Consider the following 23,639-nt stretch of genomic DNA (forward strand, 5'->3'; position numbering starts at 1 on the left):
TTATTTTAGACTTTCTAGTTCATAGAGTACGATTAAATGCCCATCGTAATCTATAAAAGCCTGTTCTACAAAATAAAATTCATGATTTTTCGCTCTCCTTGGCTCGGTGGTTTCCAAACCTAAAGCTTCTATTTTATTCATTACTTTTTTCAAATCACCGACTTTTATAACGGCAGCGGTCATGATCGGAATACCGGGTTTCGGTAGCTCAATCCCTTTTACTTCGGTCAAGGCTAGTGTTCTTTCTTGAGTGGGAGAATTTAAAGTTATAAATGAGATTTCAGCTTCTTTTGGAATTTTAAACACAGGATATGAATAAGAGTCCGGAGCGGATTTTTTCCTACTAAAAATTGAAAAACCTAAAATGTTCTGGTAAATTTCCAAAGACTTTTCTGCATTACTTATAAGAAGGTTTGTCCGCTTAAATAGTAAGTCCTCATCTGCAAATTCGGTATTTGTCGTGTCTTTTTGGGCATTTATTAGACTCGAGAAACCTAAGATAAATAGTACCGTAACAAGTTTTAAAAAGATGATTTTCTTCATTTTCATGTGGTTTAAGATTCTTCTTTGCTTAAAAAGGAATGAATTAATTCGCTACATTCTTTTGGTTTTTCAAAAAACAGGAAGGCCCCAGCATTTTGCAAGACCTTTCTTTCACTATTTGGTATGATATTCAACAATTGTTCTTGTCGACTCACAAATGCATCTTGTCCTCCTTGAATAAGCAGTACAGGACATTCAAGGCTTTCTAATGCGGGGTTTCTATCCCAGCCCAACACGCCGTAGTGTGCATCATAAGGTCTTAGTTTGGAACTCAGATTGTGAATAAAGGCAATCATTACATTTTTGGTGTCTGTATCAGGAATATATTGAAGGTATCTTTTCCAAGTGTCTAGAATAGACTGTCCGTCTTTTTCAATTTCATGATGCCGTTTTATGGGGAGGTTATTTTTAAAAGCTTCGGCCTCTTCTTTGGTTTTAGGCCCACTTGTTCCAGAAAGTAACAATCGAGAAACTCTATTTGGTTGTAAGTAAGCGATATTCATTGCCAATAAGGCCCCACCATGATGCCCTAAAATACTACACTTCTCAATGTTTAAATGATTTAAAATAGCCAAAGCAGCTTCCGTATATTCTTCTACTCCTAGTTCACTTTCGGGATCATCAGAATTACCATGACCGGGCCAGTCAAAAGAAATAAGCTGGTATTTATTGGATAAATAGGGGATAAGCCCCGCATATTCTTCTCCAGAAGATGAGGATTGATGTATTAAAAATAATGGATTGCCCTTACCAATAGTCCAGTAGTGAATCTTCCCTAAGACACTTTTTACATATCCTTTTTCAATTTTTGGGTTGGCCGTAGTTAACATGATGACTTGGTATTATGAATGATTTATAGATTTTCTAATTTCTTCTTGAGTTGGTCAAGTGCAATCTTATCATGCACTTTCCCGTCTCTAATAACTGCTTGAATTGTTGTGGTATTCCTTATGTTTTCTAGTGGATTCGCTTCTAAAAGAATCAAATCCGCTAACATTCCTGGTTCAATACTACCAAGTTCGTTTTCCATATTAAAATATTTGGCAGGTTGTAAAGTCGCGGCATCAAGGGCTTCCATTGGTGTTAGTCCGCCTTTTACCAATAATGCCAACTCTTCATGTAGACTATAACCAGGGGTTAGAAAAAATATGGGAGTATCCGTGCCTGCCATAAGTTTTACATCGGCTGCTTTCAATTCAGCAATCATTTTAAACATCCAATCCGCATATTCCCTGAATTTTGGACTGACCGGTGTTGCCGCATATTTTTCAAGTCTCGAAGCCCAGCCGTTACCGACAGTATCCGGCACTAGGTTAAAGGTTTCTTTCCATTCAGGTGTATCAAAAAAGCGTTCTGCCGCAACGGTAATTATAGTAAGTGTTGGCACTTGCCAGGTTTGATTTTGTCTAAGTGCCGCTAAAACTTCCTTTTTTCTTTCTGCATTTTCATTGGCAAATGCAAAAGAACGTTGGGCATCGTGTATGTTGGAACGTAATTTCATTCCGGAAAGCTGCTCTTGATTTTCAAGCATAGTTCTTCTCGAAATTTTTAGACTATCCCAATTTTTAACAAAGGCAAACTCAAGATTACGTAGGTGTTCCATGCTACGCATTCCTAAATTTGCAGCTTCGGTTGCATCCATACTTAAAGGCACATGGCCCGTGACGGGTAGTTCTAAACTATCCGCTAATTTTAGAATGGAGGTGAAAATTTCTGGAGGTAACATTTCATATACCTTTAAAATATCTACACCTTCCTTTTGTAAGGTAAGTACCTGTTCTCTAGCTGCCGATATAGTAGGTACGCTCACGCCCAGTTTAGGAAGTCTTCCTTTCCCATTGTATACGGTTGGCACACCATCTAACAAAGGACCTGCTATTTTAAGGCGTGGAGTATTTTTTGTGTCATTGTCCGCTTCTTGTTTTAACGGGGTGAGCAAATCTATTTCTCCTCCCGTATCACGAACACTGGTAATTCCATAGAGTAAAAACAAATCGAACATGGCGGGGGTCAAATCTTGATCGTAGACCATGTGAATATGAGTGTCCCAAAGACCGGGAATAAGGAATTTTCCTGTTCCGTCAATGGTATTTGAAACCTCAATGTCCTTAAAGTCTTCAGTAGAACCAATCTTGGTTATCTTATTTGCTTTAATAAGGATAGTTGTCTGCTCCTGCATACCGTTTTTAGCATCTATTGCGGTTACATTTTCGATAAGAACACCTTCTATAGTTTGTCGATTATTACATGACCGGGTCAGCATAAGTATTGAAATAATCAAGGTAAATCGTGAATAGTATGAAGTGCGCATTACAATATTTTTTGTTTCTACTCTCTAAATATAATTAATTAATAACATTAATAATTAACATTGTTAACTAATTTTTTATATTTTAGATGTTTTATCACGGGAATCTATGAAATGCTTGTTCCCAAAAAATACGAGTAACATGAGTACATCAGCTGTAGAAACAAAACGCGAGTGGCAATTGGAATTAGAAGAGTGGATTGCTTCACTAGAGGAATTTATCGACGAACAAGGTGATGATAAGACCAGTAGTCTAATTCATGAACTTCGTTCTTTTGCGCAACGTAAGGGTGTTAAATTGGCTGGAGAGGCTTTAAATTCTCCATATATCAATACCATTAGCCCCAAAGATCAGCCTCCATATCCGGGTGATACCGTAATAGAAAAAAAGATTGAAAATATCAATCGTTGGAATGCCATGGCCATGGTATTACAAGCTTACGATGGTGGTGAAGGATTAGGTGGGCATATTGCAACTTATGCTTCTGCTGCTAGTATGTATGAGGTGGGTCAAAATCACATCTTCAAGAAAAAATCTGAAGATTATGGTGGAGATTTGGTTTCATTTCAGCCACATGCTTCCCCCGGTGTATATGCGAGAGCTTTTTTAGAGGGAAGACTTACTGAAGATAAACTAAAAAATTTCAGGAGAGAATTACAGAAAGAAGGCGGTCTACCTTCTTATCCCCATCCACGAAGAATGCCGGATTTTTGGGAAATTCCCTCGGCATCAATGGGACTTATTGGGGTAAGTGCCATCTATCAAGCTCGTTTTCAGAAGTATTTAGAAAACAGAGGCTTAAAACCTAAAAAGGGTGGACTTGTCTGGGCTTTTGTAGGAGATGGTGAAATGGATGAACCTGAAACTTTAGGAACATTGAACATTGCTTCTCGTGAACAGCTGGACAATTTTGTTCTGGTGGTAAATTGTAACCTACAGCGTTTGGACGGTCCTGTACGCGGTAACGGAAAAGTAATTCAAGAATTGGAGCGTAGTTTCTTGGGCGCTGGATGGAATGTTACCAAGGTGATTTGGGGTAGTGAGTGGGATGAACTTTTGGCTCGTGATGATAAGGGTATTTTGGTAGATAGAATGGAAAGAGCATTGGACGGTGACTACCAATTGTATTCCGTATTGCCCGGTGATAAGGTACGTGAACATTGGGTTAAGGACAATCCTGAATTAGAAAAATTGATGCAATCGCTTTCAGATGAGGAAATAAGGACTATAAGAAGAGGCGGACACGACTACAAAAAGATATTCGCTGCTTTTGAAAAGGCAGCAAGGCCTAACGGAAAGCCTAGTGTTATTTTAATGAAAACGCTAAAAGGTTATGGTATGGGCAGTTCAGGTGAAGGTAAAAATACTACTCACCAAAAGAAGAACATGAGTGCGGACGAACGTATTGAGGCTGCCAAAAGATTTGGTATTCCCTTGAGTGAAGAAGAAGCTGCAAAAGCTACATTCTACAAGCCTTCGGATAATAGTCCAGAAATGCAATACTTACGGAAACAGCGTGAGATATTAGGAGGTTATTTACCGGAACGCAAAGACGAGAGTAAGCCCATAAAAACCCCAGAAGATGCTCTTTTTGACGAGTTTTACGCGGGTACTGATGACCGTGAGGTTTCTACAACCATGGTACTGGTCAGAATCATTTCTAAGTTACTTCGTCATGAGGGTGTAAAAGATTATATCGTACCCATTATACCAGATGAGGCACGAACGTTCGGTATGGATGGACTTTTCCGTCATGCAGGAATTTATCAGCCTAAAGGGCAATTATATCAGCCGGTTGATACGGGTAGTATTTCGTATTACCGTGAGAGTACCGATGGTCAAATATTGCAAGAAGGTATCTGCGAGGCAGGAGCTTTGGCGTCTTTTATGGCTGCTGGTTCTGCTTATTCATTGCACGGATTGCCTATGATTCCGTTCTATATTTTCTATTCCATCTTTGGTTTTCAAAGGGTAGGTGATATGATTTGGGCCTGCGGTGATATGATGGTGAAAGGTTTTTTAATTGGTGGAACATCTGGCAGAACTACTTTGAACGGAGAAGGAGTACAGCACCAAGATGGCCATTCTCACGTACTTTCCAGTATTGTCCCCAATATGAAGAGTTACGACCCAACTTTTGCATTCGAATTGGCGGTAATTGTTAAAGATGGTATTTACCGTATGTACGAAAAGCAAGAAAAGATTTTCTACTATATCACCGTAACCAACGAGAATTATGCGATGCCACTTATGCCTGAAGGTGTAACGGAAGGCATAATCAAGGGAATGTATCGCTATCAAAAATCAAGTAAAAAAGTATCGAAAGGACGTAAAGCGCATTTAATGGGCAGTGGTTCCATAATGATGCAAGTGATTGAAGCCAAAGCCCTGTTGGAAGAGATGAATATTTCAACTGACATTTGGAGTGTCACCAGTTATACGGAACTGCAAAGAGACGCCTTGGATGTGGAAAGAGAAAGACTGTTGTCTACGGCGGTAAACAAGCCAAAGAACTATATCGAAACTTTATTGGAAAATGAATCTGGTGTTTTTGTTTCTGCCTCTGACTATGTCAAGCAGTTAGGTATGGGTATCTCAAAATGGATGCCCGAAAGATATCATGTTCTGGGTACAGATGGTTACGGCTTAAGTGAAGGAAGAAACGATTTAAGAAATCATTTTGAGATAAGTGCTAAATATATTGCTTTGAGTGCATTACAGTTGTTACATCAAGATGATATAGTGACCTTAAAAGAAGTCAAAGACTTTATAAAGAAGCATCAGATAGATGTTAAAAAAACAAATCCGGCAGCGATTTAATTCAAATTAAAGCAAAAGAAAATGACGGAGCTTAAATTACCATCCTTGGGTGAAGGCATAGAGAAAGGAACTATTATTTCCATTGCGGTCAAAGTTGGCGACTCAGTTACTACAGAGCAAACATTGATGGAGGTAGAAACGGACAAAGTTGTGGTAGAAGTACCATCTGATGCATCAGGAACCGTAGAAAAACTGCTGGTTAATATTGGCGACGAAATAAGTGAGGGCACCCCGATTATTCAATTAAGCGGGGGTGAAGCCGTCATCGCTTCAGAACCTGTTGTCATTTCAGAAGAACAAGAGCGAGCCGTAATGACACTCGTTAGCGATACAGAAGTAGCACAAAAAACTAATAAAAAAGTGAACTCCGGTGTTCAAGCGATTACTGAACTAAAACTCCCATCATTAGGTGAGGGAATAGAGAAAGGCACTATAATAGCTGTTCATATAAAAGATGGGGATACGATTACATTAGAGCAAACATTAATGGAGGTCGAAACCGATAAGGTCGTAGTTGAGGTTCCCGCGGATGAAGCTGGTATTGTAGAGAAAATACTTGTGCAGATTGGAGATGAAATAAGCGAGGGGGTTCCAATAGTTTCTCTAAAAACAGAAAGTTCTTCAGTAACTGAAGAAAGCATTGAAAAAGTTAAGGAACCCGAAGTGGCTGCAGATAGCCTGCCGCCGACACCCGAGGTTTCCAAATCAATGCTTTCGATGCCTACCTATTTGCAGAAAACTGAAAGGAAGGGTAAGTTTAGATCTTCGCCTTTAGCCAGAAAAATTGCTAGAGAGATAGGTATAGATATTACAACCATGACCTTACCGGAAGGCAGTAGCAGAATATCAGTACAAGATGTAAAAGACTACTCAAAGGCCTTGCACCAAAATAGAGGAGCGGTCGTAGCGCCATCAAAAATAGAACTGCCTGATTTTAGTAAGTGGGGAAGTATTCGAAGGGAGTCCATGGCCGGTATTACCCAAGCCACCAGTAAGAATATGTCAACTACTTGGAGCGAGATACCGCATGCTTGGCTTCAAGAAAAGGTTGACATTACCAATTTAGAGTCTAAAAGACAAGCTCATAAACATAAGGTAAAAGAAAAAGGCGGAGCGCTTACGATTACCAGTATTTTGGTAAAAGTGACAGCTAAGGCTTTAGAGGAGTTTCCTATTTTTAATGCAAGTCTTGATACAAATACAAATGAGATTATTTTTAAGGACTACATTAATGTAGGCGTGGCCGTAGATTCAGATAGGGGTCTTATGGTACCTGTATTGCGTAATGCTAATTCGAAAGGTGTTTTGGAAATTTCTCAAGACTTGGTCCAGCTATCCGAGAAAGTGAAGACCAAGAAAATAAGTCCTGATGAACTTCAAGGGGGTACCTTTACTATTTCTAACTTGGGGAGAATAGGCACTTCAGCAATTTTCCCTTTGGTAAATCATCCACAAGCTGCTATTTTAGGAGTAGCCTCAAGCGCTAAAGAAGCGGTTTGGATGAACAATGCTTTTGAACCAAGATTAATCATGCCGTTGACCATCGGTTTTGACCATAGAATTATCAATGGGGCGGACGCCGCACGTTTTTTAAAATATGTAAAAGAACTTTTGGAAGATTGGTTCCTTTGGAACATGTAATCAAATAAATAACCAATAAAAACTTAAAATGAACTGGTTTCTATTTTTAAAATTATTTCACATTTTACTTTTCGTATTTTGGTTAGGTACCGATATGGGTACCTTTTATTCAAGTAGATTCGTGATCAACCCGAAATTATCAGCTCCTCAGAGAGCTACTGCTTTGCAGATATTGTTGGGCTGCGATTTAGGACCGAGAATCGCTATGCCTTTGATAACACCTACTGGTATTCATATGGCATCAATGGTTGGGCTGGTTAAAATCAGTGGTTTAGGCCTTATGGCACTCTGGGGCTTTAGTCTGCTGTGGTTAGCACTTGTTTTGACACTGCATTTTAGCAAGAACGAAGCAAAAAAGAAAAAACTAAAGGCAATAGATTACTGGTCACGTATAGTTATTGTTATTGTTATGGGAAGTTTTGCTATTTATTCAATAATGAATCCTACAATTATATTAGCGCCATATTTAAATTATAAGTTGCTTATAGTATGCGCTTTAATTTTATTTGGGCTAGGAATTCGTTATCATCTGTCAAAATTCACGCCGGCTTTCATTAATCTAATGCAGGGTAAGGATATAGATAATGCAAATGCCATTATGACAAAAAGAATGGGCAATTGTATGCCTTATGTATATGGAATTTGGATAGGAACCACCCTGAATGCTGCACTAGGCTTACACCTAATAGGATAATATGAAATTAGTTTTTAAGGTATTTGTAATGCGAGTACGATTTATTGCGAATTACATCTGACTTAAATCAGAATAGAGATACAAGGATGAAACATAAAATTATAAGAGGTCATATCAAATATACAAGTAAGAAGCCTGAGCGCATGGACCAAGAACGTGGCCGAGAATATTTTACCTTGACGACACAGAGCGATGATACCGTAGTGATGCAAGCACATTGCGAAATAGATGATGAACCTAATGTAGTTAGAGATGTAATCATTGCAATGGAAAAAGATGGTACCCCTTTAGATTGCAGCGTCAGACTCTCGGTCGGTGATAAATTTGAAGGTTCAGGGTGGTTTAGGGTAACCCCGACCTATGCAGAATGTGAAATGATAAATGCTAAAGACGGTCGCATTTCTCAGCGTATTGAAACTGAAACACCCGTTAAATGGTTGCAAGCGCATCCTATTTTGGGAGATGGTCTATTAATGAAGACCTATGATCTGTCAAAAGGTAAAGGCAAGCAACTTCTAAATGATTTTTTACTTACTTCTCCCGATCATAGAGGTGCGACGGGGCCAATGCTTTTTAAAATGGCCAAAATGAGTATCGAATATCATGGTGAAGAAGAAATTACCGTAGCTGCCGGTACTTTTAATGCAAGGCATTTTTCAGTCGGTGATACAGCGGGTAGTTTGCTGGAAGAACATCCACCATACCATGTTTGGGTTACTGCAGATGATGATTATCTTTTTTTAAAAGCAGGTGCTGCCGGTTATATGCAAACGCATTATGAGTTAGAAAGTGTAGAATTCATTAATTGACCAAGGAAAATATTTCTTCAGAAAATGATAAATATCATTTTACCGATAAATTTTAATAGTTAATTTTATTAATGATTAATAATATTAACTATTTTTATAACAATTTGTAACACGAAATAAAATGAAAGAATTAAAACTATTTCCTAAGCACGCTGGTATTTGGGAAGGCACCTATAAAAGAATTGGAGCAGATGGTAAACTAATCGATCAGTGGAATAGTAGGCTTACTTGTGCGATGTTGCCTGATAGAAAATACCATCAAGTAAATGAATATATGTGGGATGATGGTTTTAAGGAATGTCTTGATTTTGGTATATGCCCTTTTAATGAAGAAGGGGAGTTGATTTTTGAAAACCCTAGACTTTCAGGTAAAGCTTGGGAGACTGGCAGAAGCGTGGTCCTTATATGGGAGTACAAGCACAGACCTGGAATGATGCTGTTCGAACAAATTGATTTGATAGGAAACGATGATCATCGTATTCGTGTATGGAAATGGTCTGATGGCGACGTATTTAATGGGGTAACTATGATTGAAGAACGAAAGGTATGCGGACAAGATGGTATTGACCCTCAGTTTTGGGAAGACCTTCCTAAGAACAGAACAAACGGACAAAAGTCTCGTTCTGATAATTAGAAAAAGATTTTAAAAGAAATTAAAAAGAGACTTATCATAAGTCTCTTTTTTTATGCAAAGTGTTTTTTAATGTACGCTTCATAATCTACAAGTAGTTGCGCACGCTCTTCATCGGAAATTCTAGATACGCCATATGCCTCAAAATTGGGTAGTACCGTATAACCTACTAATCCTAATATGCCTTGGTGAATATTTTGTAAAATGTCTGTCAATGTTCTTCCATGGGCTCCTGCTGGGGTATAAAATTCTGCCGGACTTCCAGTGGTCACACATAAAAATGCATGTTTTCCTTTAAACCTTCCTTTATCAAAAAAGCCATAGTTACCACCATAGGCAAAACCATAAGCAAGAACTCGGTCTACCCAACCTTTTAAAATAGCTGGCATATCGAACCACCATAACGGAAAATTAAAAATAAGAACATCAGCTTCTACCAACATTTTCATTTCAGTTTTTAGTTCGGGTGCAAATGCATTATGTTCGTGTGCATTCATCTGTTCAGATGCATATTTATAATAGTTGCCATTGGATAACTTTTTAAAATCATGTTTGCCACCTACCGGATTAAATTTGTTGAGATATAAATCCGACAGCTTAACGGTATGGCCTAAATCTTCAAAAGTTGCTTTTGCCCTATTTGCTAAAGCTGAGCAAAACGAATCTGGGTTTTCATGGGCATGTACGATTAGCACTTTCATAAGAAACTATGATTCAGAAGATTCTAGTTCGGGTTTAAAAACACGATACTTTCCTAAAAATAATAGCGGTATTGACCCAACAATAAAAGCGATGGCGGCATAACCTAAAATAGAGTCATAAGTTCCACTGGCTGTAAAGAATTTACCGAAAATCACAGGTCCAAATCCCGCTCCAACAGCAAAGAAACCATAAAGGAATCCATAAATAGCCGCATAGTTCTTCATTCCAAAATAGCGGGAAACCAAGTAGGCCATAAGGTCATATTCGACTCCAGCTCCAAACCCTAGAATAATTACCGCAATGAGTGCATTGGTATAGGTAAGATCTGCTGACTGCAGTAGAATGCACGAAATTGCAGGGATACTTAATAATACGAATGCCACTGCCGGCGCCCAAAAGCGATCAATAAGATAACCTCCAACCAATCTACCTATTAAAACGGCATATCCAATAGAGCTTGCCAGTATTACCGCATCAGAAGTATCAAAACCTTTGGAGCTAAATAGACGCTCTAGATTTGGAATGGGGCCACCAACACCGAAGGAAATCAAAATGAAACAGAAAGCCAATATCCAAAAACGCCAATCGGCAAGGGCCTGTTTAACGGTCAATCCCGCTTTGTTCACTTGTTTGTGGCTCGGCACTTCCTCTCTAAGTTTGGCCAGTTTATTTGCCACTTTGGGGTCATCAGTGTCTCTAAAAAAGAAAAAAGCAAGGGGCAGAGCGATTAGAATAGGTAAAAGCCCTACACCTATATAAGCTGTTTTCCATCCGAATTTTTCAATTAGTGAAAAGGCGTAAAGTTTTGCAAAGGCACCAAAAATCCCTGTGCCCAATAATGATAAGCCTAAGGCCAACCCACGATTTTCATTAAACCAATTGTTAATGGCCCGTGTCCAGGTCATAGGTAATGTTCCGGCTCCTGTAAATGCCAAAAGCCCCCACAAAATATAGTACATCAAAGGCGAGCCAGTATTGAGATTGAAAGCTATAAACGTGAGGCCAAATAAGAATAAAGACCACATTGCGGTTTTACGTGCTCCAATTTTATCGGCGATATATCCAACCAATGGGCTTGCAACTAAAGCTGCAAAAGTAAATACGGTTAGGCCTCCCATTACGGTATCCATTCCCCATCCAAAATTTTTGGTCAGTGGTATCGCAAAAACACCTATAGTGTAAAACGGAAGAGGAGACATGCCCAGACCAATTCCGAAAGTTGATGATAAGATAACAGGCCATCCAAATTTAAATTCTTTAAAGCTTCGTTTTTCCAAAGTGTCTTTTTTTAGTGGTTCTTGAATTGAATTTCTGCTAATATGTTGAATGTACAAAAACCAAATTGGTTGTTATAAATCAATGATTTGATATAGATTACAAACTTATTTTTTACTTAAAAGTCTATAAATCAATAAGAAACATTTTATTTTAGCAAAAACGATTAACTTTATTAATAATTAATATTGTTAACTAAAATAAAATAAATATCTTAGACAAAATAAGATAATCACATAAATCTTCTAAAATATGGGAATGACCATTACAGAAAAGATAATGGCTCGCAGTAGCGGCAGAGATAAAGTTATACCAGGAGAACTAGTATGGACTGATATTCATACGGTTATGACTATGGATTATCTTGGGAAAACATGTTTTGATAAGTTCAGATCTTTAGGTAAGACCGAAGTATTTGATAAGGACCGTGTAATTTGTGTTTCCGACCACTTAGTGCCACCACCTAACCAGAAGTTCGCCAATATGTTAAATGAGTGGCGAGAAGTGGTGAAACAGCATGATATCACCAATTTTTATGATTTAGGCAGACAAGGTATTGCACATCAAATAATGGTAGAGCAAGGTCATGTGCTTCCTGGTACTATTAGTATTGGAACGGATTCTCATGCAAATACCTATGGGGCAGTTGGCGCTATGGGTAATGCAATTGGCGTGACCGATGCCGCCGTTGCCATGGCAACAGGTAAAGCCTGGTTTAGAATTCCTAAGTCGGTCAAGTTCAATATTACGGGTAAATGGCAACCATGGGTTATGGCCAAGGATTTAAGTCTTCATATAATGGGTATGATGCACTGGAACGGTCATTTGCTATACAAGGCATTAGAGTTTACAGGCCCTGCAATTGAGAGCTTAAGCATGGCAGGTAGGATGACACTATGTAACATGACTGTTGACCTTGGCGCCAAAAATGGAATTGTTGCCCCAGATAAGGTTACTGAAAGGTATCTGAGAAATCGAACAAGAGATAAGTGGGAATTTTTGAAGAGTGATGATGATGCGGAATACGATATGGTTTATGATATTGATATTTCTGATTTAGCACCTACGGTGGCCATGCCGGGTAAATTGGATGATACTGTAACCGTGGATAAATTACTGGGTAAAAAATTTAATAAAGCCTTTGTGGGAACTTGTACCAATGGAAGATTAGAGGATATTGCTACCATGGCCGAAATAATGAAAGACAAACAAGTACATCGTGATGTAAACATGATTTTGGTACCTGCCAGTCAGACCGTTTATCTTGAGGCTTTACAAGCGGGTCATTTAGAAACATTGATAAAGGCTGGCGTTGCTGTAGATACACCAAGTTGTGCTGCATGCGCTGGAATACATACTGGAGTTGCCGGTGATGGCGATATCGTTTTAAGTGCAGGAAACCGAAATATGACAGGCCGTATGGGTAGTAAACAAGCAGAAATTTATTTGACCTCTCCTTCTGTAGTTGCAGCTTCGGCTATTCGCGGAGAAATTACGGATCCGAGAACTTTTGATAGGTAATACATGAATAGAAGAATCTTCATTCAAAATACTGCATTGGCAAGTACCGCCTTGGGAATCTTGCCTTTATCTTGTGCCAAAGCCGCACCTGATACGGAGTATTTGATTTTGGGTGGAGGTATATCCGGATTGTTTCTGGCTAATCTTTTAGAAAAAGCAGGGAAAGACTACATGCTCCTAGAGGGGAGCAATCGTCTTGGAGGCAGAATGTTCACTCGAACCGATATAAATCGAGATGTTGGTGGTCGTGGTATTGGGGATAAATATGATAATTTACTCCCTTTGATTAATGAGGTGGGGGCAGAAATGATTGATATTACCGACTTTATGAATTCGCCGACCGCAGTTTATATGAATGGTGAGCTAAAGCATCCATGGCCCGAAGGAGAAATCAAACCTTACCTTCAGCAATTTATGGCGTTGGGGAAGTCAAATTATTTATCTGGTTTGGACCAATGGTATCAAACTGAAAATTTAGATGAGCCGTATGCAGCTTTTTTAAAGAAAAAAGGTCTTTCTGATAAAGAAATTGAACTGGCAGATATTAGTCTTAATTACAATGATATTTATAAAACATCTGCTATCAATGCGCATCATAGTAGGGCTTTTGGTAAATACAATGGTTCTAAAAGAGCACTGAATTTCAAAGGGGGTACTATTAATTTTATAAGTAAAGTAGTTGATACCCTGAAAAAACCTGTGCTAACCAATAAAATGGTTACTCAAATCGATGATTCGGGAAACAACGTTACGGTAAACTGTGGCGATGGCTCTAGCTACAGGGCTAAAAAGGTTGTTTGCACGCTTCCTTTCACCACTTTACGAGATGTAAAACTAGATGTCGATGTCAACGATAATCAAGCTAAAGCGATAAAGGAACTATCATACACGAACATTACCCAAATTCATTTGGCGCATACCGAAAAATATTGGGAGGCTGATGGTATTCCATTGGATATGTGGACCGATACACCTATTGAACGTATCATGAACATGAGTTCATCACCCACAGAAAAACAAATTGCGTGTTGGGTCAATGGAAAAGGAACTGCTTTTTTTGATAATATGACCGAGAATCAAATTGCAGATTACACCATAAAAAAAATAAACGAAATACGACCCGCTTCAAAAGGTAAACTGGAGTATTTGGGAATCCAAAATTGGGGTAAGTATGAATATAATAAAGGGGCTTATGTAGAATTTGCTCCTGGGCAGGCAGAATGGTTTTTAGATATGATAAAACCTGCAGGAAACGTATACTTTGCGGGTGAACATACGGCGCATGAAAATAGAGGGATGGAAGCGGCAGCAGAGTCTGCCAATCGTGTATATAAAGAATTAATAAGCTAAATAGAAAATAAGATGATAAAAGGAACCTGTTGGGTCGCTGACGATTATGTGATGGCCTATGATATTATTATTCAAGAATATTGGACATCAGCAATTGATCCCGTTGAAAATAGTAAATGGGTTATGGCAGGTGTCAAAGAAGAGTTCAATAAAGAAAACGCCTTTAAAGATAGAGGACACACCTTTATTGTTGCGAACCATAATTTTGCCGGAGGTGGTAAGTCTATTGAGCATGTTATTACGGGATTGATGGGGGCAGGTATTCAAGCAGTATTTGCGACAAGTTTTGCACGATTGCAATTTCGAAATGCCATAAACTATGGTCTCCCTTTTGTAACATCGGACGATGAAATGCATTTGGGGTGTGAGACTGGCGATGAATTGGAATATGATGCAGATAACGGAATTATAAAAAACATCACCAAAGGCACTCAATTTACATCTGTACCTGCTGCACCCTTTGTAGGTGAAGTAGGAGAAGCAGGAGGGCTAATGAACTACGTAAGGGATAAAATTGCCAAGGGAGAACCGATAGAATAGTAAGTAGAAGTCAGCATGTTGTTGACTTTTATTTTTTTAGCCCTTTAATTCTGCCAATGTCGAATTCTCACTTCAGGGTGATATTTTATTAAATTGTTCAGAAATTCTACAGAAATCTTGACAATACACCAAAATTTTAATGATTAACTATGTTAATTATTAATTATGTTAACTATTTTTCTTAAATTGTTCCAAGATTAAGAAAAACACTTTCAATAAGAGTGGAATTACTATGTGTGTTTTTCTTGAATATAATCGTACAACCTAACAACAGCGTAACAGCATGAAAGAAAACCAACTAAAAAAGAGAATTGAGTCAGGCAAGGCGGGACTTGGGGTAATCTCTCCAACCATTGACCCAACGATTTGTGAATATATAGGACTTCTAGGAATGGATTTTTACATGATCGATGGCGAGCATGGGGCTATAACGGCTTCTGATGTGACAAATATGGTCCGTGCTTGTGAGTTGAGAAATACTACGCCTCTAGCTAGAATTAGAAGTGTTGATACCAAATTGATTTTACAATATATGGATGCTGGTATCATGGGCGTGATGATGCCTACTATAGACAATGCAGATGATGTAAAAACATTAGTTGAAGCCATAAAATACCCACCTTTAGGTAAGAGAGGTTTGGGTCCTGTAAGGGCTTCGGATTATATGCAAGGGCCAATGAGTCAAGAAGAGTATGTAAGTTTTGCCAATGAACAAACCCTGGTCATGCCACAAATAGAGACTATGGAATGCGTAAAAAACCTTCCTGAATTGTGTAAGATTGATGGTGTGGACGGATTCATCATCGGCCCTCGCGATTTGGCGATGTCAATGGGCTTTTATGATGGGCCAGGACATGATGAGGTGAAGAAAGTTTTGGATGAAATCTTTGCCACCATTTTGGATTCAGGAAAATGGTTTGGAACGGTAGCAGGTAATGCTGCAGGAGCTGAAGCTCTTATTGAAAAGGGAGCTTCGATGGTCATGAATTCCGTTCAAGGTTTGATTAAATCCTCGGGGAATGCATTTTTACAAGCAAGAAAATAATAGTTTAATATAATTTCTGTCACATCGAGTGGAGTCGAGATGTAGGTTAGAAAGATTAAAAAAAGAATAGTATGTCAGCACTAGTTGTACTCTTCAACTTAAAAGATGAAAGCTCAAAGGAAGCTTACGAGCAGTGGGCTAAAGAAACCGATGTGCCTACAGCTTCTCAAATGAGCTGTGTAGACGATTTTAAAGTCTTCAGATTAGGAAATGTCATGGGTACCGAAAATCCCTCACCTTATCAATATTGTGAGGTACTGCAGATAAATGATATGAACAAGCTTGGCGAAGAAGCTGGTTCCGAAGCGATGCAAAAAGTAGCAGCACAATTTCAATCATTTGCCGATAATCCGATGTTTATTATTTCAGAACAAATCGCTTAAATCATGTATAATCTTAAGGGAAAAACGGCAATTGTTACAGGTTCGGGAAGAATAGATGGTATCGGTGAAGCCATTGTTTTAAAATTGGCGGAACAAGGGTGCAATGTGGTCATTTCAGATATTGGCGTTGCACAAGGTGAAAACTTTAGCGAAGAACATATAGGAACGACTGATGATATGGAAACCATCGTCAAAAAAGCAAAAAATAAAGGCGTAAATGCTACCGCAATTGTTTGTGATATTCGTTTCGAAGACCAAGTGAAAACTCTTGTTAAAAAGACAAGAGAAGCTTTTGGCGGTGTCGATATCATGGTGAACAATGCTGGGGTTGGTTATATCATGGAACCCTTTCAGGAGTTCAAAGAGAAAAGCTGGGATGCCGTTTTAGATGTCAACCTTAAAGGTGCATTTTTATGTTCGAAACACGCTGCAATTGCTATGATTGATCAAGGTAAAGGTGGATCGATTATCAATATTGCAAGTCAGGCGGCAAAATCGGGGTTCCCATTTGCGGCTGCTTACACAGCATCAAAACATGGTATGATTGGTCTGACACGTTCAAACGCTGTAGAATTGGGAGCGCATAAAATACGTGTAAATGCGGTTTGTCCAAATCATATTACTACAGGATTAGGGCATTGGCAAAATAAATTTTTTAGCGAAAAATTGGGTCAAGATTACGATGATTACCTACAAGCAATCGTTGATAAAAACCCCTTAAAACGAACAGGTTTGGTAGAAGACATTGCAAAAGCGGTTGCTTTTTTAGCTTCAGACCAAGCAGATTATATCACAGGTGAGGCGATGAATGTTTCTGGCGGTGAAGAATACCATTAAAAAACATAAAATCAGAAACACAAAATAAAGAGCAAAAACAAGTAAACTGTCATTTCGAGCGGAGTCGAGAAATTGATTTTGTCTTTGACAATTGAATTTGAATTTTAAGAAATGAAATTAGGAATCGATATCGGAGGAACATTCACAGATTTTGTGTTGTTCAACAATGAAAATAACCAACTCTATTTTGCCAAAACCTTAACGACCTATCCAGACCCTACTGTGGGTATTTTTAATGGGATAAAAGAGATAGAGGAAAAGTTCAATTTCCCGGTAAAGAATATGGATGGTATCGTTCACGGTACTACGCTAGTTACCAATGCGGTTATTGAACGTAAAGGAGCAAAAACGGCATTTATCACAACGAAAGGTTTTGAAGATGTATTGGAAATTGGTCGCGAAATGAGATATGATATCTATGATATTTTCTTGACAATGCCCAAGCCTTTAGTGCCTCGTAACCTAAGAATGGGTGTGGCAGAACGTGTGGATATTCATGGGAATGTGGTGACTCCGATGGATGAGAGCTCCATGGAAAATTTAGCAGCAACTCTAAAAGAAAATGGTATTGAAGCCGTTGGTGTTTGTTTGCTGAATTCCTTTGCAAATACTTCCCACGAAAAGAGACTGGGAGAATATCTCTCCAAGCATGTTCCTGAAATGTACTACAGTTTATCTTCAGAAATAATGCCTGAGATACGTGAATATGAGCGTAGTTCTGCCACGGCAATGAATGCCTACGTGCAGCCAATTACAGATAAGTATTTAAAAGATTTTGAAACGCAATTGCGTAAATCAGGGTTTGATGGTAACGTGAATATCATGATTTCAAGTGGACGATTGACCACAATTGATGGAGCTCGAAAATCACCGATTCATTTGTTGGAGTCCGGCCCTGCAGGCGGTGCCATGGCTGGTGTTTTCTTTGGAAAGCACTTGTGCGAGGAAAACTTGTTGTGCTTTGATATGGGCGGTACCACGGCAAAAGCTTGTGTGATTTATGAAGGAGAACCAGAAATAACAAACCACTTTGAAGCAGGTCGTATAAAACGATTCAAAAAAGGAAGCGGACTTCCTGTTAGAATCCCTGTTATTGATTTGATTGAAATAGGAGCTGGTGGAGGAAGTATAGCCCGTGTAAACAATATTGGACTCTTAACTGTAGGTCCAGATAGTGCTTCATCAACTCCAGGTCCTGCGTGTTATAATTTGGGTGGAGAAGACCCAACCGTAACCGATGCAGATTTGGTATTAGGCTATTTGAACGCCGATTATTTCTTAGGTGGTGAAATGCAATTGAGTGTTGATGCCGCTAGAAAAGCAATTGAAAATAAGTTGGCCAAACCTTTAGGCATATCAGTCGAAGAGGCGGCGATGGGCGTTCACAAAATTGTAAACGAAAATATGGCCAATGCCGCTAGAGTCCATGTCTTGGAAAAAGGAATGGACCCGCGTCATTTTAATATGATTGGTTTCGGTGGAGCTGGTCCTGTTCACTCGTTTGGGGTAGCGAAATTATTGAATACAAAACGTTTGATTATTCCTGTAGGAGCTGGTGTAACTTCGGCCTTAGGGTTTTTGGTTTCTCCAGTAGCAAGCGAAAAGATACATAGTCATATTTTAGAATTGAATTCAATTGACTGGAAAGAAGTCAATGATTTCTTAGCTGATATGACTAATGATGGCTACGCCTTTTTGGAGCAATCAGGTATTGCTAAAAAAGATGCTATTGTTAATCGCATCGTTGAAATGCGATATTCGGGACAAGGACATGAAATTACAATTGAATTACCAGAAGGACAATTGAATGAAAGTAGTATTACAGAAATAGAAAAGCGTTTTATAAAGGAATATGAATTCCGTTACAATCGCTCTATTGAAGGCATGGCTATGGAAATGGTGACTTGGCGTGTTGTAGTTCAAGGACCAACTCCAGAAATGAAAGTAAAACAGTTTTCTACTGGTATTGCAGCTGAGAATGCCTACAAAGGAACACGAAAAGTATACTTTGAAGAAACAGGTTATTTAGATTGTCCTGTCTATGATAGATATGCTTTAAAACCACATGAAAAGTTTGATGGCCCTGCTATTATAGAAGAAACAGAAAGCACCACAGTTGTGGGTGTGAATAGTTCAGTTCAAGTGGATAATGATAAGAACATCATCATCGATTTACATTAAAACATGGTTTACGATATTCTTATTGTTGGTGCAGGTACTTCAGGAATGGCGTGTGCTATTACGGCAGCAGAACGAGGTCTAAGCATAGGTGTTATTGATAAAGTGGATTATGTCGGTGGCGCCATGCATTGGTCAGGAGGTCATATGAGTGCAGGGGGAACGCATTTCCAAAAAGAAAAGGGTATTGAAGATTCACCAGAAAAACATCTTGCAGATATTTATAGAATCAATAACAGGTCAGGTGATTTAGACCTGATAGAGAAAGCCGTTTATGAAGCTCCGAAGACCATTCAATGGTTAGATGATATCGGAATGGAATGGGCTCCAGAGTGTCCAAGAATAATTTATGGTCATGTAGCTTATGACACCGCAAGAACCATTTATGGACCTGAAAAGGCCATGAGTATTTATAAGGTGCTGCTTCCACTGTGGGAGAAGTACGTAGCTAGTGGAAATATCAATATTCATTTTGAACATTCCTTTACAGGATTAGGTAAAACCGGTAAAAGATATGATACAGTAATTTGTGATACTAAAAGTGGAGAACAAAGGTATTCTGGAAAAAATATTGTTATCACAACAGGAGGTTACGGAAGCAATCCAGCTTATTTTCAAGAAAAGCATGGAGATATTCCTTTGGTAAGTAGTTGTTATCCAACTGCGACAGCTGACGGTCATATGATTGTTGAAAAACACGGGGCACAGTTTCGTCTAGGTGATTTTCACCTCCCGAGTTTGGGAGGAATGGAAGAGGAAGCTGGCAGTGGTCGTGTAGATTTCAACAAGGCTTGGGCCATGGTATTAACTTCGGTCTATCGCCAACCTCGGGATATTTACGTAAATGCAAACGGAGAAAGATTTATCCGGGAAGATGAGGTGAATCCTGAGACGCGTGAACTGGCAACTATGAAACAACCGGATTGGTGTTTTTGGGTGGTTTTTGATGAAAAAGCATTGACTTCGAACGACCATAATGGGCATCACAATCCCATAGTAATTGGATGGACGGTCCAGCAAATGAAGGAAGAAGCCAAAAAGAATAGAGCACTAATGATGGCAGATTCTATTGAAGCCTTGGCTGAGAAAACAGGCTTGCCAGCGGATAATTTGAAAACCACGATTGAGGAGTACAATACCATGGTAGAAACGAAAAAAGACCCTGATTTTGGAAGGGAATTTCTAGAAGACCCGATTAAAGAAGCTCCATTTTATGCGTTAAAAGTCCATGCATCGGTATTGGTGACGTTTGGCGGAATTAAAGTGAACAAAGATTTACAAATTCTAGATGCAGAAGGGCAACCTATGGAAGGCTTATATGGAGCAGGAGAGTTTTTAGGATTGGGCTCAACGAGCGGAAGTTCTTTTTGTAGTGGCATGGCCATTACTCCGGCATTAAGTTTCGGAAGAATTTTAGGAAGAACACTTTAAAGAAATTGTGTAAAAACCATGTTAAACCACAAAGTTTTTACCCTGAGAAATAAATAGTTAATCAAAAATTAGTTAACTTAGTTAACTAATTTTCCAGTATCATTTTTTATGCAAGCAACAGAAACAAAATTTGACCCTATAGCACTAAGCATATTATGGTCAAGATTGATAAGTATTGTAGATGAGGCAGGTACGACCTTGCAGCGTACTTCATTTTCAACGGTTACACGCGAATCAAATGATTTTGCGGTGGTTTTGATGGATAGGAAAGGAAGGTCAATTGCACAGTCAAGTGTTTCTGTACCTTCGTTTTTAGGAGTTTTACCAATACTTACTAAGGCATTATTGAAAGATTATTTTCCTTTGGAAACTTGGAAAGAAGGAGATGTCGTAATGACAAACGACCCCTGGTTATGTGCTGGTCATAAACCCGATATCGGTATTGTTTCTCCTATTTTTCATGAAGGTAGTTTAATAGGTTTTATAGGAACTATAGCACACTCACCTGATATGGGTGGTGTATTATGGGGTGCAGGTTCCCGAGATTTGTATGAAGAAGGATTGATGGTGCCGCCAACAAAATTGATATCCGCAGGAAAACCTAACGATACGCTATTCAATATTCTAGAACATAACGTTCGCGCTGCTGACCAAACTATTGGTGATATTCGCGCGCAAATAGCAGCCAACGACCAAGGCATTCGTTCCTTGATGAAATTGATGCAAGAAAATGACTTGACCGATTTGCAAGATTTGGCAGATGCGGTAATCAATGCTTCGGAGAAAGCAATGCGCGAAGCACTTTTAGCTGCCCCAGATGGCAGCTATCAATATTCATATGATACGGATGGTGATGGATTAGGCAATGGCTGTCATTTTGAAATCACGATTAATATCAAAGGTGATGAGATTCATGCGGATTATACCGGAACTTCAGGAGCGCATCCGTTAAGTATCAATGCAGTATTAAACTATACATTCGCTTACACAGCGTATCCCATTAAATGCACTTTTAGTCCAGATGTACCCAATAACGATGGGTCTTTTTATCCTATTAAAGTGACGGCGCCAAAAGGTTGTTTGGTCAATGCCCAAAAACCTTCTCCACTCGGCGCTAGAAATATTACAGGTAATATGCTGCACTCTGTTGTATTCGGAGCTTTGGCAAAAGCTGTGCCCGAACAAGTACAAGCAGATTGTGGAAGTGCCTGCTGGTGTATCGTTTTAAATGGCGAACACAAGGGCAAAGAGTTTGTAGAATACTTCTTTTTAAATGGAGGTTATGGTGCAAGACCGAATATGGACGGTGAACATGTATTGAGCTTCCCAACAAATGTAGCCAATGTGCCGATAGAAGTTTTAGAGACGGATGTGGCCGTAAGAGTTACAGAGAAATCATTACTTCAAGATTCAGCAGGAGATGGTAAATTTAGAGGTGGTTTAGGGCAGCGTTTTAGTTTTATGAATGTAGGAGAAAATCCTTTGAATATATCCTTATTAACCGAAAAAACGCAGACACCTGCTAAAGGAATATTGGAAGGTAAAGACGGACAAATGGGTTCCATCCAAATTGTACCCGAAAGAGAATTTCCACCAAAAGGATTGGATAAGTTATTCCCAGGAGAAGAATTGATATTAACACTTCCCGGAGGTGCTGGATACGGCAGCCCCGCGGATAGAGATAAAGCTGCGATAGCAGAAGATAAAATTTTAGGATATATTAGTTAAAAAAGAAAGTTATGAGCGTACGAAACTTACCTCCGGTCTATAATAAAATAGCACAACACGCTGTTTTTCCCGAGATGAACCATGATGAAAGAGCTAGATATAATTTCTTGGCGAATTTAAACAAGCATTTAGCGCACGTATCTACCGGTAACAAAGTGGCTTTTGAAAATAGGGTAGAACCTAAATTTGAGAAAGAACACGGTAGAAAAATAGCATCCACCGAAGAATTAAAAGAAGCGATAAGCAAAGACGCCCATTACCAAGTTTGGTCTTCCCTAAGAAGAAGTACAATGGAAATGCGTCAGCAGGCTGGGCGTTCTATTGTTTTGCGTCAAGCAGCCGAATTACGTGATAAAGTAAAAGCTCTAAATGAAGGTAAAGACTCCTTGATACTTGATGAAAGTGTGGAGGTGCCACCTTATTTGTTGGCATGTGACAATCACATCATGCCTGGTAGTTACCATACAGAACTTATTGAGGATGATGTAACGCCGGCTGCAAATTATGATACCGGACTTTTCGTAACTACGGCGGGACTTTTAGGTCGCTACAGTGATGGAGGCGGAAAAGCGATTGTGAGTTGGGTAAAGAAAACCTACCCTGATTTCAATCCCAAACGAATTTTAGATATTGGTTGTGGTATGGGTCATAATGTATTGCCAATTGCAAAAGCGTTTCCTGATGCTGAGGTTATCGGAATAGATACCGGAGCACCAATGTTACGATATGCACATGCAAGAGCTATGGATTTGGGTATCACTAACGTGAAGTTCATGCAAATGGATGCCGCGAAAACTACTTTTGAAGATGAGTCTTTTGACTGGGTACAATCTACTATGTTCTTTCATGAAACTGGTGGAAAATCCATTTATAATATCATGGATGAAGTGCATCGTGTGTTAAAACCTAAAGGTTTGACCTTACACATTGAGCAACCTCAGTATACTGATGATATGAGTTTATTTGAAAAGTTCATTCGTGATTGGGATGCACTGTATAACAATGAACCGTATTGGTCTAAAATGCATGATATTGAGCCTATTGATTTGATGAAATCTTCAGGATTTAGAGAAGAAGATTTTATGCAGATTGGAGCGAAAGCGGAAAACGATTTGGACGATGGTTCGCAAAAAGCGGATGAACCGGAAGACCATGGCCGTTCACCAATTTGGAACGTATTTGGTGCTATTAAAAACTAGAAG

Annotated in this window: 20 protein-coding genes; 15 read left to right on the forward strand and 5 right to left on the reverse strand. The window is 39.0% G+C overall.

All coding sequences use genetic code 11. The features are described 5' to 3' along the window. The 3 genes from ACZ1GR_RS16990 to ACZ1GR_RS17000 are packed head-to-tail and all read right to left on the reverse strand — an operon-like array spanning window position 1 to window position 2,854. The gene (locus ACZ1GR_RS16990) at window positions 1–543 is read right to left on the reverse strand and encodes a VOC family protein (protein WP_472610035.1); all 543 of its coding nucleotides are present in this window, start codon (window positions 541–543) and stop codon (window positions 1–3) included. An 11-nt stretch (window positions 544–554) separates the two neighbouring features. Continuing rightward, complete coding sequence (locus tag ACZ1GR_RS16995; protein ID WP_472610036.1) at window positions 555–1,373, reverse strand: alpha/beta fold hydrolase; 819 nt, start codon at window positions 1,371–1,373, stop codon at window positions 555–557. Window positions 1,374–1,396: 23 nt separating this feature from the next. Beyond that, complete coding sequence (locus ACZ1GR_RS17000) at window positions 1,397–2,854, reverse strand: amidohydrolase family protein (RefSeq protein ID WP_472610037.1); 1,458 nt, start codon at window positions 2,852–2,854, stop codon at window positions 1,397–1,399. 139 nt (window positions 2,855–2,993) lie between these two features. Between ACZ1GR_RS17000 and aceE the strand changes: the two genes are divergently transcribed. The 5 genes from aceE to ACZ1GR_RS17025 all read left to right on the forward strand — a co-directional run bounded on the left by aceE (window position 2,994) and on the right by ACZ1GR_RS17025 (window position 9,450). Further along, window positions 2,994–5,672 carry a pyruvate dehydrogenase (acetyl-transferring), homodimeric type gene (aceE, locus tag ACZ1GR_RS17005; RefSeq protein WP_472610038.1) on the forward strand — a complete coding sequence of 893 codons (2,679 nt, stop codon included), beginning with the start codon at window positions 2,994–2,996 and terminating at the stop codon, window positions 5,670–5,672. A 21-nt stretch (window positions 5,673–5,693) separates the two neighbouring features. Continuing rightward, a complete protein-coding gene (locus tag ACZ1GR_RS17010; RefSeq protein ID WP_472610039.1) occupies window positions 5,694–7,313 on the forward strand; it encodes a 2-oxo acid dehydrogenase subunit E2 in 1,620 nt (539 codons plus the stop codon). 28 nt (window positions 7,314–7,341) lie between these two features. Next, window positions 7,342–8,007 carry a hypothetical protein gene (locus ACZ1GR_RS17015; protein ID WP_472610040.1) on the forward strand — a complete coding sequence of 222 codons (666 nt, stop codon included), beginning with the start codon at window positions 7,342–7,344 and terminating at the stop codon, window positions 8,005–8,007. Window positions 8,008–8,093: 86 nt separating this feature from the next. After that, entirely contained in the window at window positions 8,094–8,816 is a 723-nt protein-coding gene (locus ACZ1GR_RS17020) for a hypothetical protein (RefSeq protein ID WP_472610041.1), read from the forward strand. Window positions 8,817–8,937: 121 nt separating this feature from the next. Continuing rightward, window positions 8,938–9,450, forward strand: coding sequence for a DUF3598 family protein (locus ACZ1GR_RS17025; RefSeq protein WP_472610042.1), 513 nt, complete (start codon window positions 8,938–8,940; stop codon window positions 9,448–9,450). A gap of 50 nt (window positions 9,451–9,500) precedes the next feature. On the opposite strand, the gene ACZ1GR_RS17030 is transcribed toward ACZ1GR_RS17025, so the two are convergent. Together ACZ1GR_RS17030 and ACZ1GR_RS17035 are read right to left on the reverse strand one after the other, a co-directional pair. Beyond that, the gene (locus tag ACZ1GR_RS17030) at window positions 9,501–10,148 is read right to left on the reverse strand and encodes an NAD(P)H-dependent oxidoreductase (protein ID WP_472610043.1); all 648 of its coding nucleotides are present in this window, start codon (window positions 10,146–10,148) and stop codon (window positions 9,501–9,503) included. Window positions 10,149–10,154: 6 nt separating this feature from the next. After that, a complete protein-coding gene (locus ACZ1GR_RS17035; protein ID WP_472610044.1) occupies window positions 10,155–11,426 on the reverse strand; it encodes an MFS transporter in 1,272 nt (423 codons plus the stop codon). Window positions 11,427–11,682: 256 nt separating this feature from the next. Between ACZ1GR_RS17035 and ACZ1GR_RS17040 the strand changes: the two genes are divergently transcribed. From ACZ1GR_RS17040 to ACZ1GR_RS17085, 10 genes are all read left to right on the forward strand, one after another. Beyond that, window positions 11,683–12,945 carry a 3-isopropylmalate dehydratase large subunit gene (locus ACZ1GR_RS17040; RefSeq protein WP_472610045.1) on the forward strand — a complete coding sequence of 421 codons (1,263 nt, stop codon included), beginning with the start codon at window positions 11,683–11,685 and terminating at the stop codon, window positions 12,943–12,945. A gap of 3 nt (window positions 12,946–12,948) precedes the next feature. Continuing rightward, window positions 12,949–14,295, forward strand: coding sequence for a flavin monoamine oxidase family protein (locus ACZ1GR_RS17045; RefSeq protein WP_472610046.1), 1,347 nt, complete (start codon window positions 12,949–12,951; stop codon window positions 14,293–14,295). Between the two features lie 12 nt (window positions 14,296–14,307). After that, complete coding sequence (locus ACZ1GR_RS17050; RefSeq protein WP_472610047.1) at window positions 14,308–14,835, forward strand: 3-isopropylmalate dehydratase small subunit; 528 nt, start codon at window positions 14,308–14,310, stop codon at window positions 14,833–14,835. A 283-nt stretch (window positions 14,836–15,118) separates the two neighbouring features. Continuing rightward, window positions 15,119–15,880 carry an HpcH/HpaI aldolase family protein gene (locus ACZ1GR_RS17055; RefSeq protein ID WP_472610048.1) on the forward strand — a complete coding sequence of 254 codons (762 nt, stop codon included), beginning with the start codon at window positions 15,119–15,121 and terminating at the stop codon, window positions 15,878–15,880. Between the two features lie 71 nt (window positions 15,881–15,951). Continuing rightward, on the forward strand, window positions 15,952–16,263 hold the full coding sequence (locus tag ACZ1GR_RS17060; RefSeq protein WP_472610049.1) for a hypothetical protein: 312 nt from the start codon (window positions 15,952–15,954) through the stop codon (window positions 16,261–16,263). Between the two features lie 3 nt (window positions 16,264–16,266). After that, window positions 16,267–17,100: an SDR family NAD(P)-dependent oxidoreductase gene (locus ACZ1GR_RS17065; protein ID WP_472610050.1), complete on the forward strand. Its 834-nt coding sequence runs from the start codon at window positions 16,267–16,269 to the stop codon at window positions 17,098–17,100. 111 nt (window positions 17,101–17,211) lie between these two features. Then, window positions 17,212–19,281 (forward strand): hydantoinase/oxoprolinase family protein, encoded by a 2,070-nt coding sequence (locus tag ACZ1GR_RS17070; protein ID WP_472610051.1) that lies wholly within the window; start codon window positions 17,212–17,214, stop codon window positions 19,279–19,281. A gap of 3 nt (window positions 19,282–19,284) precedes the next feature. Beyond that, the gene (locus ACZ1GR_RS17075; protein ID WP_472610052.1) at window positions 19,285–20,709 is read left to right on the forward strand and encodes an FAD-dependent oxidoreductase; all 1,425 of its coding nucleotides are present in this window, start codon (window positions 19,285–19,287) and stop codon (window positions 20,707–20,709) included. Between the two features lie 108 nt (window positions 20,710–20,817). Next, window positions 20,818–22,437, forward strand: a complete 1,620-nt coding sequence (locus ACZ1GR_RS17080; RefSeq protein ID WP_472610053.1) for a hydantoinase B/oxoprolinase family protein — start codon at window positions 20,818–20,820, stop codon at window positions 22,435–22,437. 11 nt (window positions 22,438–22,448) lie between these two features. Further along, window positions 22,449–23,636 (forward strand): methyltransferase domain-containing protein, encoded by a 1,188-nt coding sequence (locus ACZ1GR_RS17085; protein WP_472610054.1) that lies wholly within the window; start codon window positions 22,449–22,451, stop codon window positions 23,634–23,636. Window positions 23,637–23,639 lie beyond the last annotated feature (3 nt).

It is taken from the genome of Croceitalea sp. W27, assembly GCF_055693185.1.